At 53.3% G+C, this 14466-nt stretch carries 12 protein-coding genes; 6 read left to right on the top strand and 6 right to left on the bottom strand.

The window, feature by feature from the left end:
- Window positions 1-79 precede the first annotated feature (79 nt).
- Window positions 80-1282 carry an NAD(P)/FAD-dependent oxidoreductase gene (locus AC4OVU_RS11455; protein WP_110292261.1) on the top strand — a complete coding sequence of 401 codons (1203 nt, stop codon included), beginning with the start codon at window positions 80-82 and terminating at the stop codon, window positions 1280-1282.
- A gap of 39 nt (window positions 1283-1321) precedes the next feature.
- Here the strand turns inward: AC4OVU_RS11455 and araJ are convergent, their stop codons facing one another.
- Window positions 1322-2497 carry an MFS transporter AraJ gene (gene araJ / locus AC4OVU_RS11460; RefSeq protein WP_032619633.1) on the bottom strand — a complete coding sequence of 392 codons (1176 nt, stop codon included), beginning with the start codon at window positions 2495-2497 and terminating at the stop codon, window positions 1322-1324.
- A gap of 160 nt (window positions 2498-2657) precedes the next feature.
- Here araJ and ppk2 point away from each other — a divergent pair, with 160 nt between their 5' ends.
- From ppk2 to AC4OVU_RS11475, 3 genes are all read left to right on the top strand, one after another.
- Window positions 2658-3476, top strand: a complete 819-nt coding sequence (gene ppk2, locus AC4OVU_RS11465) for a polyphosphate kinase 2 (protein WP_017693386.1) — start codon at window positions 2658-2660, stop codon at window positions 3474-3476.
- 101 nt (window positions 3477-3577) lie between these two features.
- Entirely contained in the window at window positions 3578-3766 is a 189-nt protein-coding gene (locus AC4OVU_RS11470) for a hypothetical protein (protein WP_110292260.1), read from the top strand.
- Window positions 3766-3888: a CcdB family protein gene (locus tag AC4OVU_RS11475; protein WP_306790263.1), complete on the top strand. Its 123-nt coding sequence runs from the start codon at window positions 3766-3768 to the stop codon at window positions 3886-3888. The genes AC4OVU_RS11470 and AC4OVU_RS11475 overlap by 1 nt, the downstream gene beginning before the upstream one ends.
- Before the next feature lie 252 nt (window positions 3889-4140).
- Here AC4OVU_RS11475 and AC4OVU_RS11480 read toward each other — a convergent pair whose 3' ends face one another.
- The 4 genes from AC4OVU_RS11480 to fdnG all read right to left on the bottom strand — a co-directional run bounded on the left by AC4OVU_RS11480 (window position 4141) and on the right by fdnG (window position 10095).
- A complete protein-coding gene (locus AC4OVU_RS11480) occupies window positions 4141-5163 on the bottom strand; it encodes an IS110-like element IS5708 family transposase (protein WP_491928684.1) in 1023 nt (340 codons plus the stop codon).
- 339 nt (window positions 5164-5502) lie between these two features.
- Window positions 5503-6159, bottom strand: a complete 657-nt coding sequence (fdnI, locus tag AC4OVU_RS11485) for a formate dehydrogenase-N subunit gamma (protein WP_015570477.1) — start codon at window positions 6157-6159, stop codon at window positions 5503-5505.
- Window positions 6152-7036 carry a formate dehydrogenase subunit beta gene (fdxH, locus tag AC4OVU_RS11490; RefSeq protein WP_015570476.1) on the bottom strand — a complete coding sequence of 295 codons (885 nt, stop codon included), beginning with the start codon at window positions 7034-7036 and terminating at the stop codon, window positions 6152-6154. Before fdxH ends, fdnI begins: the two co-directional genes overlap by 8 nt.
- A gap of 11 nt (window positions 7037-7047) precedes the next feature.
- A complete protein-coding gene (gene fdnG, locus AC4OVU_RS11495) occupies window positions 7048-10095 on the bottom strand; it encodes a formate dehydrogenase-N subunit alpha (protein WP_121363381.1) in 3048 nt (1015 codons plus the stop codon).
- 220 nt (window positions 10096-10315) lie between these two features.
- On the opposite strand from fdnG, the gene yddG reads away from it, so the two are divergent.
- Together yddG and ompC are read left to right on the top strand one after the other, a co-directional pair.
- Window positions 10316-11194, top strand: a complete 879-nt coding sequence (yddG, locus tag AC4OVU_RS11500) for an aromatic amino acid DMT transporter YddG (RefSeq protein ID WP_017382301.1) — start codon at window positions 10316-10318, stop codon at window positions 11192-11194.
- 626 nt (window positions 11195-11820) lie between these two features.
- On the top strand, window positions 11821-12894 hold the full coding sequence (gene ompC, locus AC4OVU_RS11505; protein ID WP_017382300.1) for a porin OmpC: 1074 nt from the start codon (window positions 11821-11823) through the stop codon (window positions 12892-12894).
- A gap of 45 nt (window positions 12895-12939) precedes the next feature.
- On the opposite strand, the gene AC4OVU_RS11510 is transcribed toward ompC, so the two are convergent.
- On the bottom strand, window positions 12940-14430 hold the full coding sequence (locus AC4OVU_RS11510) for an MFS transporter (protein WP_110292937.1): 1491 nt from the start codon (window positions 14428-14430) through the stop codon (window positions 12940-12942).
- Window positions 14431-14466 lie beyond the last annotated feature (36 nt).

The raw sequence follows: 14466 nt of genomic DNA on the forward strand, positions 1-14466 counted from the left end.
AGAAGTTGTCGCAGTTAACTCCGACAAGTATAGTGGCAGTTATGTCAGACATACAGCCTGACGCACTAAAGGATCGAGTATGAAAAAGCAGATTTTAATTGTGGGTAGTGGGTTTTCCGGTATGTGGGCTGCGGTCAGCGCCGCGCGCCTTTCTGCTCTGGCGGGTAACAATAGCCTCAGCATCGCCGTGCTGGCCCCTGTTGCGGAGCTACGCGTTCGCCCACGCTTTTATGAAGAGAACGTGTCGACGATGGTCGCGCCGCTGACCGAACTGTTTGCTGAGCTGGGTATCGCCTTTATTGCGGGCGAAGCACAACGTATTGATACCTCGTCTAAAACCGTTTTGTATCGCGATTCAAACGGCGCGATTGCTGACGTCGCCTGGGAACGTCTGATCCTCGCAACCGGTAGCCAGACTAAACGTCCTCCTGTTGCCGGTCTGGCTGAATACGCCTTTGATATCGACCAACTCGACTCCGCCAGATTATTCGAGCAGCATCTTGATTCGCTGGTTTCGCGCCCCTCCACCCCGGAGCGTAATACCGTGGTCGTGTGTGGCGGCGGCTTTACCGGCATCGAACTGGCAACGGAACTTCCTGCCCGACTCCGTACTCGCTTCGGCGCTGATACAAAGACTAAAGTAATCGTAGTTGAAAGAGGTGCAACCATCGGCGGGCGTTATAGCGAGGCGCTGCGTAACACAATTGAAGAAGCAAGCAACGCGCTGGGCATTGAATGGCGTTTAAACAGTGAAATTGAAGCCATCGATGCCAGCGGCGTAACGCTGAAAAACGGAGAGCGCATTGCCAGCGCCACTGTAGTGTGGACGGCAGGGGTAGAGGCTAACCCCCTCAGCCTGCAAATTGACGGGGAACGCGATACTCAGGGACGGCTGATCGTCAACGACACGTTGCAGGTTCTTGCGCATCCTGAGGTTTACGCGACGGGTGATATGGCGCACGCCAAAACGGACGATGCGGGCAACACGGCGCTGATGACCTGCCAGCACGCGATCCAGCTTGGGAAATTCGCCGGACACAACGCGGCGGCCAGCCTCTTAAATCTGGAGCCGTACCCTTACCGTCAGGTGAACTACGTCACCTGTCTGGATTTGGGTGGCTGGGGCGCGGTATACACCGAGGGCTGGGAACAGCGCATTAAATCCGTGCGCGAGGAAGGCAAAAAGATCAAAGTCGCCATCACCAACGAACTGATTTATCCGCCAGCAGCAGACAAAGCGGTTGCTTTTGCCGCCGCTGACCCGCTGGCGAAATTCGTTTAGTCCCCTTCTGCGCCCGCGACCAGCGGGCAAAGTGTGCAATCAGGCCAGCGCACCTGCGTTGGCCTGACGCTTTTTGGCACATAAATAACCATACATCAGCAGAGAGGTCATCGCAGAGAAGGATAAAATCGCGGCCGGCAGCGTGACATAGCTCCAGCTAAAGCCGAGCGTAATCATTAATCCACCGAAATAGGCGCCAATTGCGCTGCCGAGGTTAAACGCCATTTGCCCGCCTGCGGCCCCCAGCATCTCGCCGCCTTTCGCATTTTGCAGCAGCAGAATTTGCAGCGGCGCAGAGAGCGCAAACAGCCCGGCGCAGCAGATGAATCCCATGACCAGTGAAGCTGTTTTAAGCTCGCCAAAGGCGAACAACGCCAGCAGCGAAGCCACAATCACCAGGTCAGTGGTGGCAGCAATGCGCAGCGGGCTAAAGCGTGACGACAGCTTGCCGCTGAAGACATTTCCCAGCACCATGCCCAGCCCCATCAGCATCATGATCGCGGTCATGACGCCCTCAGAAAAGCCTGACACGTTGACCATAAACGGCTTCACGAAGCTAAACCAGGCAAACACCCCGGCATTGCCAAACATCGTAGCGGCAAAAATCAGCCACGGTTCCGGTTTCTTCAGGAAGTGGAATTGTTCTGCCAGCCGGGTGGTTGTCGTGTCGTGAATGTCAGGCACCCACAGCAGAACAGACAGGATCACCAGCGCGTCAAAGACCGCAATCAAAAAGAAGGTGTAACGCCAGTTAAATTCATGTCCCAGCCACGTCCCGAGCGGCACGCCAAGCAGGTTGGCAACGGTCATCCCGGCAATCATCCCGGCCACAGCGACCGTCACTTTACCCGGCGGCGCGATTTTTGACAGGATTATCGCCCCCACTCCGAAAATCGCGCCATGCGGGAAACCAGAGATTAAGCGCCCCGCCGCCAGTCCCACGTAGGAGTCAGAGAAGGTAAAGAGCGCGTTACCGACGACGCACATCGCCACCAGAAACAGCAGCGTTGTTTTCAGCGAAAATTTGCTGGAGAACAGCGCCACAATCGGCGCGCCGATCACCACGCCAAAAGCGTAAAACGAAATCATATTTCCGGCGGAGGGAATCGAAATGCCCGTATCATGAGCCAGCTCGGTCAGCACGCCCATAATGCCAAACTCAGCCATCCCCAGGCCAAAGGTACCCAGTGCTAACGAAAAAATTGTCTTTTTCATACCGCGACCACTGTTAAAAAAATGCAGCGTGCATTATTGATTAAACTTGTATGGTGAACCAGTTCAAATCAGATTTCTGACACATTAATCCATTCATTCAGGCCGATTACACTCTTAGTACGGCCTCGATCCCGCGACCGGATACAAAGGGAGACCCACCATGGTCAGTAAGAAGAAAACCCGTGTTGTTGATGATGTCGTTAAAAACGCGCCGCTCAAAACCAAAGCGTACGAGCAAGAGCTTCGCCGCCTCCATGTTGAACTGGTTAAGCTCCAGCAATGGGTGGTCGCCAAAGGGTTAAAGGTCTGTATTGTTTTTGAAGGACGAGACGGCGCCGGTAAAGGCGGCGTCATCAAAGCCATCACCGAACGCGTCAGCCCTCGGGTGTTTCGCGTTGTTGCGTTACCGGCTCCCACCGATAAAGAGAAAAGTCAGCTCTATTTTCAGCGTTACGTTCCCCATCTGCCCTCTGCCGGGGAAATCGTTATTTTTGACCGCAGCTGGTACAACCGTGCGGGCGTGGAAAGAGTCATGGGTTTCTGTACCGAGGAGCAGGCCGAAAAATTTCTTGATGGAACGCCCGTGATGGAAAAAGCGATGGTCGATGCCGGGATCATTTTGTTGAAATACTGGCTTGAAGTAACGCCAAAAGAGCAGGAGCGACGCCTTCGCGATCGCATTAATGATGGTCGCAAGATCTGGAAGCTGTCTCCAATGGATATTAAATCTTTCAATCTGTGGGATGAGTATACCCTCGCCCGCGACGCGATGTTTAAAGCGACCGACACCGCCTGGGCGCCGTGGTTTGTGGCGCGCTCAGAAGATAAAAAACGGGTGCGGCTGAATATTATTTCGCATCTGCTTTCCCAGATCCCCTATAAAGAAATTCACGTAGACAAAGTGGATTTACCGAAACGCAAGATCGGCAAAGTGAAGCCTACAAAATATCCCTTCCGCTATATTGCAGAGCGGTTTTGATATTACTGGAAGACGGCTCGCATAATGTAGATTACCAGGGGAAACAGTATTGTTTTTTGTTGGCTGCGGTTGATAATGACCGCACCAACAAAGGAGAAAACATGAAACCGAACCGCACAGAAAGATGTGTTACAACAAAGCCTTTTACGGGGAAAAAGCCTCGCCCACTCTCTACAACAGCAGAGCACAAGCGACAGCATCAACAGGATCAGGGATTTATTAAAGCGATGAATGAATTAATGGCCAAAGCAGGGCTATTATCGGATGACCCTTATTTTGGAGGGCTTTGATGTGTTTTCAGTTTGACGTTTATCGCAACCCATCAGACAGAACGCGTGAATACCAGCCCTATTTTATGATTATTCAGCACGATTTTTATGACGACTTATCAACGAGACTTATTGTACTATAAGGGCTTCCCCGAACAGTCAACGCCGGTTTTTAATTTCTGTCTGTTCATCAATGAAAGGCAAGGGATAAGACTGCGCTACTATAAACGGTCATGCTGAATCGCTAGTGATTCGGACCCTGATGAAAGACGCTCGTGAGATCCTCCTTCGTTAATCGGATAGTGATATCCAGTAGGATATGCAGATACTTCTCACGGGGGTCTAACCCTTTACCATCAACAATTTACAGTTCAGTTACTACTCAGTTAAATTTTTCATGTTGTTGAATACAGTCTGAAGTCATCGCCGTAATGTAATGATGCCCAGCACAACCTCGCATTCTTGGCGGCGATTGCAACGACAGCACGCCAGTATCCCCGCCTACCAATCAACGAGCAGACCCAACGGCTAAACGGGTCCGTTCTATTCTCTGCCCCTACCATTACAGAACGGGCTCCCTGGACCAGTAGGGTTCGCAGATAGGCATCACCCGCTTTTGTTATCCTGCCAAGCTTTGATTTTCCGCCACTACTGTATTGTGATGGCGTTAGCCCCAACCAGGCTGCCAGTTGGCGCCCGTTCTTAAAATCATGGGCATTGCCAATACTGGCGACCAGCGCACTCGCTGTGGTGGGCCCAACACCTTTCAGTTCCATTAACTGCTGGCTGCGATGATCTGTTTTGGCCACACGAGATAATACCCTGTCATATTCGGCGATTTTCTCTTCAATATTAGTGACATATGTCAATAGATCATCAATGCACAGCCTAACCTGTACTGGCAGAGTTTCCTTCTGGTCAGAAACAACATGACGCAGAGCATCAGTGCTTTGTGGGGCAATAACCCCGAATTCAGATATCAGGCCCCGAAGACGGTTATACGTTGCTGTTCTTTCCTGGATAAATCCCTGTCTTGTCCGATGTAAGCATTGCATTGCCTGCTGGCTTTCGTCTTTGACTGGTACAAAGCGCATATGCGGCCGCTGCACTGCCTCACAAATAGCTATTGCATCAGCTGCATCATTTTTCCCGGTCTTACCCGCCATGCGATAGGGTGAGACAAATTTCGGAGCCATCAACCGGACATCATGGCCATACTGCCTGAATAATCTTGCCCAATAGTGGGCACCCGAGCAGGCTTCCATTCCAATGACACAGGGAGGTAAACCTGCGATGAGTTCAGAAAGTGCTGCACGCGACACCTTGGGTTTAACCAGAACAGCTTTACCATTTTGGTCAATGCAGTGAACAGCAAACACATTTTTAGCAAGATCGATACCGACAGTGGTGATGGTCATAACGAATCCCTCTGGGTCAATGTTTATCCTATGATTGCACGAAAGTTAATCAGGCGCATATCTAGGGGAAGTCCCTTCCATTCGTTAAGCTATCACAATCATTTAAGAGGACATTCAAACGCTGCAACGCCACTGGTGAACATTGAATTCCAGACATATTTTCTTAATACAGCCAACATCACACACGTGGAGACAAAGAAACTTAATAATAAGAATTATGTATGTAATCTGCGCAGTGCAAGAAGTAGTGTTCTTGCAGGAATTGATGCGTTAATTACCAATACGTAGCTCAGAGCCGCGCAAGTGCAGCGCCGCCGGACAATGCCGACGGCGCGAGGTTTACTTCAACCCTTCCGAACTCTCTTTTTGCGCTTCAAGACGCTCGACGTCCCGATACCAGCGCGGATGGTGTTTTTGCGCCCAGCGGCGGCTCACCTTCCCTTCAATCATGCCTTTAATCGATCCTTTCACCCAGAAGGCCATATACATATGGATCAGGATGGCGTGGATCAGAATAATGGCCGAGGTCGCGTGGATCAGCAGTGCGTAGCGCACCACCTGGATCGGGAAATATTGGGCAAAATACGGACGCCAGATAATCACTCCGGTCACCAGCAGCACGAAAATCATACTCATGATGGTCCAGAACATCATCTTCTGCCCGGCGTTGTATTTGCCCACCTTCGCGACTTTATGCTCGTTGCCTTTCAGAACCTCAACAATCCCTTTAATCCAGGGAATATCCTGCTTGTCAGGGATGTTGTGATGAACGAAACGCACGAACATAAACATCAGCACCACGAAAATCAGCACGCCGAAGAACGGGTGCAGAATGCGCCCCATCTGCGGTGTCCCGAAGGTTTCCGTGAGCCACTGTAGCGTCGGGAAGAAGAACGATATGCCGGATACCGCCACCAGGAAGAAGCAGATGACCACCGTCCAGTGACAGGCGCGATCGACAAATTTTGTGCGCACTATCATTTTCGACTTACTCATGATGCTCCTCCTCGTCGTCATCCACCTCTTTATTCGGCCCGATACCGATGTAGTGATAAATCAGCCCGGCAAAGGTGGCGATAAAGCCCGCTGCTGAGAGCGGCTTAAGCGCCCCTTTCCACAGGTTGATTGAGGTATCGATCGCCGGATCTTTCGGCAGATTGTGATACAGCTCCGGCTGGTCATTGTGGTGCAGAACATACATGACGTGCGTACCGCCGACACCCTGCGGGTTATAAATCCCGGCCTTGTCATAGCCGCGCGCTTTGAGCTTATCCACCCGCTGCTGTGCCACGTCCAGCATCTCTTTTTTGGTACCGAAGTGGATCGCCCCGGTAGGACAGGTCTTCACGCAGGCAGGCTCCTGGCCGACGCTGACGCGATCGACGCACAGCGTGCATTTATAGACCCGGTTATCCTCTTTATTGAGGCGCGGGATATTAAACGGACAACCTGCAATACAGTAACCGCAGCCGATGCAGTTATCCTGCTGGAAGTCGACGATCCCGTTGGCGTACTGAATGATTGCCCCGGCAGACGGGCATGCCTTCAGGCAGCCCGGATCTTCACAGTGCATACAGCCGTCTTTACGGATCAGCCACTCCAGCTTCCCATTCTGGTCGGTTTCGCTAAAGCGCATCACCGTCCAGGACTTGGCGCTCAGATCAGCAGGATTGTCATAGACACCAACGCAGTGCCCCACCTCGTCGCGAATATCGTTCCACTCCGAGCAGGCCACCTGGCAGGCCTTACAGCCCACGCAGGAGGAGACATCGATCAACTTGGCGACTTCTGCCTTGTAATCCCGCGCACGAGGCGCGGGCGTTATCGGGTTGGTCGCGGAGCGTTTAATAATGTCTTGTGTTTCCATCGCCATTTAATCGCTCCTTACGCTTTCTCGATGTTGACCAGAAACGCTTTATACTCCGGCGTTTGCGAGTTGGAATCGCCGACGTTTGGCGTCAGGGTATTGGCGATGTAGCCTTTCTGCGCTACCCCTTCAAAGCCCCAGTGCAGTGGTATACCGACGGTTTCCACCTGCTGGCCATGCACGTTCAGCGTTTGCAGACGACGGGTGACCACCGCCACCGCGCGAATAAAGCCGCGCTTGCTGCTGACCTTCACGCGATCGCCGTTGGCAATGCCTTTCGCCTTCGCCAGCGTTTCGCTTATCTCCACAAACTGTTCCGGCTGCGCGATGGCGTTAAGCCGCGCGTGCTTGGTCCAGGTATGGAAATGCTCGGTCAGGCGGTAGGTGGTGCCGACATAAGGGAACTTGTCCTTTTTACCTAAACGCAGCACGTCGTCTTCATAGATGCGTACCACCGGACTGGAGACCACATTCGGGTGCAGCGGGTTAGTGCCGAGCGGCGTTTCCATCGGCTCGTAGTGTTCCGGGAACGGCCCTTCCGCCAGTTTGTCGATAGCAAACAGACGTCCCAGCCCTTCCGGCTGCATGATAAACGGCCCGGTGTTGCTGCCCGGCGCGGCGGTGTTGAAGTCCGGGATATCGTTCCCCGTCCACTTCGTGCCGTTCCACTCGATCAGCATGCGTTTCGGATCCCACGGCTTACCGTTCACGTCTGCGGAGGCACGGTTGTACAGTACGCGGCGGTTCAACGGCCACGCCCATGCCCAGCCCAGGGTATTGCCCAGGCCTGACGGATCGGCGTTATCGCGATTGGCCATCTGGTTACCCTGCTCCGTCCAGCTGCCGGTGTAGATCCAGCAGGAAGAGGCCGTGGTACCGTCGTCACGCAACAGCGCGAAGCTATTGAGCAGCTGTCCTTTCTTCGCCACCAGATTGCCGTTGGCATCGTACAGGTCGGCCAGCGCCACGCCGTTGTTCTCTTTTGCCACCTCTTCGGACTCAGGATGATCCGGCTGCTTGTAGTTCCAGCTCATCTTCAGCAGCGGCTCAGCGCCTTTGCCGCCTTCTGCGCGGTACATCTCGCGCAGACGATGGTAAATCCCGGCCAGAATTTCGCCGTCATTACGCGCTTCGCCCGGCGCATCCTGACCTTTCCAGTGCCACTGTAGCCAGCGGCCAGAGTTGGCAATAGAACCGTCCTCTTCCGCAAAGCAGGTCGATGGCAGGCGGAACACCTCGGTCTGAATCGCTGCCGGATCGACATCGTTTGATTCACCGTGGTTCTGCCAGAACGTAGACGTTTCGGTGACCAGCGGATCGATAACCACCATGTACTTCAGCTTGCTCAGGCTGCGAACGACTTTGTTTTTATCCGGGAATGACGCTACCGGGTTAAAGCCCTGGCAGATATACCCCGTGACGTCGCCCTTATCCATCATATTGAAATACTTGATGACATCGTAAGCCTGGTCCCATTTCGGCAACCACTCAAAGCCCCAGTCATTCTCTTTCTGCGCCGCGTCGCCGTAGAACGATTTCATCAGACTGACGGCAAACTTCGGATAGTTACTCCAGTAGTTCACCTGGTCCGGACGCGTCGCTTTTGGCGTGTTGGCGTCAAGCCAGCTTTGCCAGTCGGTCTGCTTCTCGGACGGCAGGGTCAGGTAACCCGGCAGGCTGGTCGACAGCAGGCCGAGGTCGGTTAAGCCCTGAATGTTAGAGTGCCCGCGCAGGGCGTTCACGCCGCCACCGGCCATCCCCATGTTGCCGAGCAGCAGCTGGATCATCGCCATGGTACGGATGTTCTGCGCGCCCACGGTATGCTGCGTCCAGCCCAGCGCGTACAGGAATGTAGTGGTTCTGTCGGCGGCACTGGTGGAAGCCAGCACTTCACATACTTTCAGGAAGTCCGCTTTCGGCGTACCGCAGATGTTTTCCACCACGTCCGGCGTATAGCGGGAAACGTGCTGTTTCAGCAAGTTCCACACGCAGCGCGGATCGCTCAGGGTCTCATCGCGTTTCGCGTAGCCGTTTTCGTCGAACTGATAGTTCCAGGACGATTTATCGTACTGACGTTTCCCGGCGTCATAGCCGCTGAAGAGGCCATCTTCGAAGGCGAAATCTTCCCTTACCAGCAGGCCGGCATTGGTGTAATGCTTAACGTATTCCGCGTTAATTTTGTTATTTTCGATCAGGTACAACAGCACGCCGGACAGGAACGTGATGTCCGTACCGGAGCGGATCGGCGCATAGATATCAGCCACCGATGCCGTACGCGTAAAGCGTGGATCGACGACAATCAGCGTCGCATCGTTGTTGTTTTTCGCTTCCATCGCCCAGCGGAATCCCACCGGATGGGCTTCAGCGGCGTTACCGCCCATTACCACCACGACGTTAGCGTTTTTGATATCAACCCAGTGGTTGGTCATCGCACCGCGACCAAATGTTGGAGCAAGACTTGCTACCGTTGGTCCGTGTCAGACGCGCGCCTGGTTATCAACCGCCAGCATGCCGAGGGAGCGCACAAATTTTTGCGTCAGCATGCCGGTCTCATTACTTGCCGCAGAGGCACACAGCATCCCGGTGGAGGTCCAGCGGTTTACCGTGATGCCCTGCTCGTTCTTCTCAATAAAGTTGGCGTCGCGATCCGCTTTCATCAGTTTTGCAATTCGGGAGAAGGCTTCGTCCCAGGAGATACGCTGCCATTTGTCAGAGCCCGGCGCACGATATTCCGGGTAGCGCAGACGGTTTTCACTGTGGACGTAGTCCAGCAGCCCCGCCCCTTTCGGGCAAAGCGCCCCGCGGCTCACCGGATGGTCCGGGTCCCCTTCAATATGATAAATCGCTTCTTTGGCGTTCTTTGCGCCATCACCCAGGCTATACATTAATAGCCCACAACCCACGGAGCAGTATGTGCAGGTGTTACGGATCTCTTTCGCACGCAGCAGTTTATAGTTGCGTGCCTGAGCCAGCGCCATTTTGGGAGCGAATCCCAGCATTGCGGCTGTTGTTCCGGCCATACCGCCCGCGCAGATTTTAAAAAATTGTCTGCGGCTGACGTCCATTGCTGTCCTCGTTATCTGATAAGACTTCGCGCCGCAAACTAACAGCAAAGTCCCTGTTTTTTTTGCGTCAAATCAAGGTCGTCAGACTTCGCCCCCTTAATAGTCACTGCCGGTACGATTTGCTAATCCTTTCGGGTTAACAGGCTCTTTGAAAATTCGCCAGGTGTAGCAAATAGATGCTATAAGTTTTCCCTTTGATTTTTAGAAGACTGGCAGGGTAATGGACAGAAAAAGAGCAACGCTGACAGGCCTGGCGGCCATATTGTTGTGGAGCACCATGGTGGGTCTCATCCGCAGCGTCAGTGAAGGACTGGGCCCGGTGGGCGGCGCGGCGATGATTTACACCGTCAGCGGGCTGTTGTGTCTGGTGACGGTGGGTTTTCCCGATCTTCGGCGTTTTTCCATGCGCTATCTCATTGCGGGCAGCATCCTGTTTGTCAGCTATGAGATGTGCCTGGCCCTGTCGCTGGGATATGCCGCGACGCGCTCACAGGCGATTGAAGTCGGTATGGTCAATTATCTGTGGCCAAGCCTGACGATTGCGTTCGCGATTTTGTTCAACGGGCAAAAAACCACCCTGTGGGTGATCCCTGGGCTTCTCATCTCGCTGTTGGGTGTGTGCTGGGTTTTAGGTGGCGAAAACGGTCTGCAACTGAATGACATCATGCAGAACGTCGTTTCCAGTCCGCTAAGTTATGGGCTGGCGTTTGCTGGCGCTTTTATCTGGGCCGCCTACTGCACCGTCACCAGCAAGTATGCCAAAGGGCAAAATGGCATTACCCTTTTCGTCCTGCTGACCGCCCTGAGCCTGTGGGTCAAATATGCCGTCAGCGATCAGCCCGAAATGGTGTTCAGCGTCCCGGTTGTGGTGAAGCTATTGATGTGTGGGGTTGCGCTTGGCTTTGGCTACGCCGCCTGGAATATCGGTATTCTTCACGGTAACGTCACGGTGCTTGCGGCTGTCTCTTATTTCACGCCAGTTCTTTCCGCCGCACTGGCGGCTATTCTGCTGAGTTCTCCGCTTTCACTCTCATTCTGGCAAGGGGCATTGATGGTGTGCGCCGGATCGTTACTGTGCTGGTATGCCACCCGCAAATAGCATTTTTATTTTTGCCGGGTACCGAATATGCCCGGCAAAATATTAACAATATTTTAATATGTGATCACACCCTCGAATATGGTTCGTAACATTAGAGAGTAATTAAATTTCTGTATAGAGTGCTGTCAGAAAGCCAGAGTTGTTGTGGAAATTGACATAAACTGACAACGCAGGTAATTAATTCAGCGCCAATATTCCCGCGCTATATAGCACAAAGTGCAATAGTTTATTTCTGAATATTTCTCTTAAAAAACAGGTTCTGGTTTCCCGAGAAATTTATAATCAACTGTTTTAAAAAAGGTTATCCTGCCACATGCTTTGACATTCCCTGCCAAACCCTTTTAATCCCACCAAAAAACTAAAACGTCCGACAACTATTCACAGCCATATTATCTTGATTAGTTAATAATCACTTTATGTCTATATATTAACCTGACTGGCCGATTTAAGGGCAATTTATCCGATCAGGATCACACTAATTGAAATTATCTTTAATATTTTGAAACTTATTATTGAAAGCAGTCTACGGAATTTTAAAAATAGTCTGCCATTGACGATAAGCCTCGTTTAAAAATCGCTCAGGTGGCTTAGGAAATACCTAAATAAAATTATAAGGATTATTTAAGATGAAACTTAAATTAGTTGCAGTGGCAGTGACTTCCATGTTGGCAGCTGGCGTTGTTAACGCGGCTGAAGTTTTTAACAAAGACGGTAACAAACTGGATCTGTACGGCAAAGTTACTGGTCTGCACTATTTTTCTGATGATGCTGGTAGCGACGGCGACAAAACGTATGTTCGTCTGGGCTTCAAAGGTGAAACTCAGATCAACGATCAGCTGACCGGATACGGTCAGTGGGAATATGAGTTCAAGGGCAATCGCTCTGAAGCTCAAGGTTCCGACGGCAACAAAACCCGTCTGGCGTACGCTGGTCTGAAATTCGATGAATTCGGTTCCTTCGACTACGGTCGTAACTACGGTGTGGCTTATGACATCGGCGCATGGACTGACGTTCTGCCAGAGTTCGGTGGCGATACCTGGACGCAGACTGACGGCTTCATGACCGGCCGTACCACTGGCGTTGCAACCTACCGTAACACCGACTTCTTTGGTCTGGTTGACGGCCTGAACGTGGCTGCTCAGTACCAGGGTAAAAACGACCGTGACGATATCACCGAATCCAACGGTGACGGCTGGGGTCTGTCTTCTACCTATGAATTCGACGGCTTCGGTGTGGGTGCGACCTACGCGAAATCTGACCGTACCGACCGTCAGGTTCGTGCTGCAAGCAACCTGAACGCCGGTGGCGAAAACGCAGAAGTCTGGGCTGCTGGCCTGAAGTACGATGCGAACAACATCTACCTGGCAACCACCTACTCTGAAACCCGCAACATGACGGCGTTCGGTAACGGTCACGTTGCCAACAAAGCGCAGAACTTCGAAGTTGTGGCTCAGTACCAGTTCGACTTCGGTCTGCGTCCGTCCATCGCTTACCTGAAATCCAAAGGTAAAGACATCGGTTCTTATGGCGACCAGGACCTGGTTGAATACGTTGACGTTGGCGCGAGCTACTACTTCAACAAAAACATGTCCACCTATGTTGATTACAAAATCAACCTCGTGGATGACAGCCAGTTCACCAAAGATGCCAAAGTGGCTACCGACAACATCGTAGCTGTAGGTCTGACCTACCAGTTCTAAGATTTGTTAGTTCAAAAGGCCAGCCCTCGCGGCTGGCCTTTTTTATTACTGCTGCCCTCCGACCTTCGCCAGACTAAACCAGATCCCGACCGCCAGAATCAGCAGCATGCCTCCCGCACTGCCCAGGGCCACGCTGTGCGAGGTGATGAACGCGGTTTTCGCCGCCTTCATCACCGGCTCGGCCAGCGACGGCGACAGCTCCTGCGCCACCTTCATCGCTTCACCGATGGACGACGAGGCTTTATCTGTCAGCGACGCGCTCAGCCCTTGCGGCAGTACAATAGACGCCGAAAAGCTGCGGGTTAACAGCAGACCGAAAATGGCGATCCCCAGACCAGCACCCAGCTCGTAGGACATGGTTTCGATCGCGCCTGCGGCGGCCGCTTTCTCTTTCGGCGCGGCAGCCATGATCGCTGACGTCGATGCCAGCAGTGCGCTGGCGGCACTGAAGCCCAGCAGCACCATCAGGCTCCACGCCTGCCACTGTTGGGTGCTGAAATCGAGCGTCGACAGGCCGATAAAACTGACCGCGCTAAGCCCCATGCCTCCGGCCGCGACAATGCGCAGCCCCAGACGCCCGACCAGCACACCCGCGATCGGCCCGCTAAATCCGCTCGCCACCATCACCGGCAGCATGAATATCCCTGCTTCAAACGGCGTAAAACCATGCACGAACTGCAACTCCTGCGCCATCAGCAGTTCAAAGCCCACCAGCGCAATCATGGCGGTCATCGCCATGACCACGCCGCTTAAAATAATGCGATGGCAAAACAGACGCATGTCGATCATCGGCACGCGCGCGCGTAGCTGGATACGGACGAAGATAAACAGCATTACCGCTCCGGTAAGCAGCGTACAGGCCACCATCCACGGCGACAGCACCCCTTTCAGGGCGGTTTTGGCACTATAGACCAGCAGTAAAATCGCCACAATCAGCATAATGGCATGGCTGATATTGAGCGGCTGTTCGGGCCGCCCCTGTTGAGCAGGCACCAGGCGCGCAGCAAGCGAAACCACGATCAGCACGATCGGCACGTTAATCAGGAACACCGACCCCAAGTAAAAGTGCTCCAGCAGCATGCCGCCAATCAGCGGGCCAAACGCCGCGCCGCCCGACCCAACGGCAGCCCAGACGCCGAGGGCGATATTACGGTGCCGCACGTCAATAAACAGGGTGCGGATCCCTGCAAGCGTAGCCGGAATGATCATCGCCGCGCCAATCGCCAGCGACGCGCGGGCGGCAATCAGCCAGCCCGCGGACGGCGCAAAAGCCGCCGCTAACGATGACAGGCCAAACAGCACGCTGCCGATCATCAGCAGGCGCTTAAAACCTATGCGATCGCCCAGCGCGCCCATCGGCAGCACCATTCCCGCCATCACCAGCGAGTAAATATCAATAATCCACAGCAATTCGTTGCCGCTGGCACCCAGCGTCATGCTCAATGTTGGCGCCGCCACGTGCAGCACCGTCGCGTCAATCGCCACCGGGATATACACCAGCACGATAATCACTAACGCTAACCACTGACGAAACATAAATTTCCTTTTCAGTTAAAAACTGGACACATGTCC

This window comes from Enterobacter sp. 6722112, assembly GCF_058661685.1.

Coding starts and splice junctions, on each gene's coding strand:
- AC4OVU_RS11480 (WP_491928684.1), bottom strand. CDS start 5,163: ATGACCATCACCACTGTCGGTATCGATCTTGCTAAAAATGTGTTTGCT.
- fdxH (WP_015570476.1), bottom strand. CDS start 7,036: ATGGCGATGGAAACACAAGACATTATTAAACGCTCCGCGACCAACCCG.
- AC4OVU_RS11475 (WP_306790263.1), top strand. CDS start 3,766: ATGTGTTTTCAGTTTGACGTTTATCGCAACCCATCAGACAGAACGCGT.
- AC4OVU_RS11510 (WP_110292937.1), bottom strand. CDS start 14,430: ATGTTTCGTCAGTGGTTAGCGTTAGTGATTATCGTGCTGGTGTATATC.
- araJ (WP_032619633.1), bottom strand. CDS start 2,497: ATGAAAAAGACAATTTTTTCGTTAGCACTGGGTACCTTTGGCCTGGGG.
- yddG (WP_017382301.1), top strand. CDS start 10,316: ATGGACAGAAAAAGAGCAACGCTGACAGGCCTGGCGGCCATATTGTTG.
- AC4OVU_RS11455 (WP_110292261.1), top strand. CDS start 80: ATGAAAAAGCAGATTTTAATTGTGGGTAGTGGGTTTTCCGGTATGTGG.
- ppk2 (WP_017693386.1), top strand. CDS start 2,658: ATGGTCAGTAAGAAGAAAACCCGTGTTGTTGATGATGTCGTTAAAAAC.
- ompC (WP_017382300.1), top strand. CDS start 11,821: ATGAAACTTAAATTAGTTGCAGTGGCAGTGACTTCCATGTTGGCAGCT.
- AC4OVU_RS11470 (WP_110292260.1), top strand. CDS start 3,578: ATGAAACCGAACCGCACAGAAAGATGTGTTACAACAAAGCCTTTTACG.
- fdnI (WP_015570477.1), bottom strand. CDS start 6,159: ATGAGTAAGTCGAAAATGATAGTGCGCACAAAATTTGTCGATCGCGCC.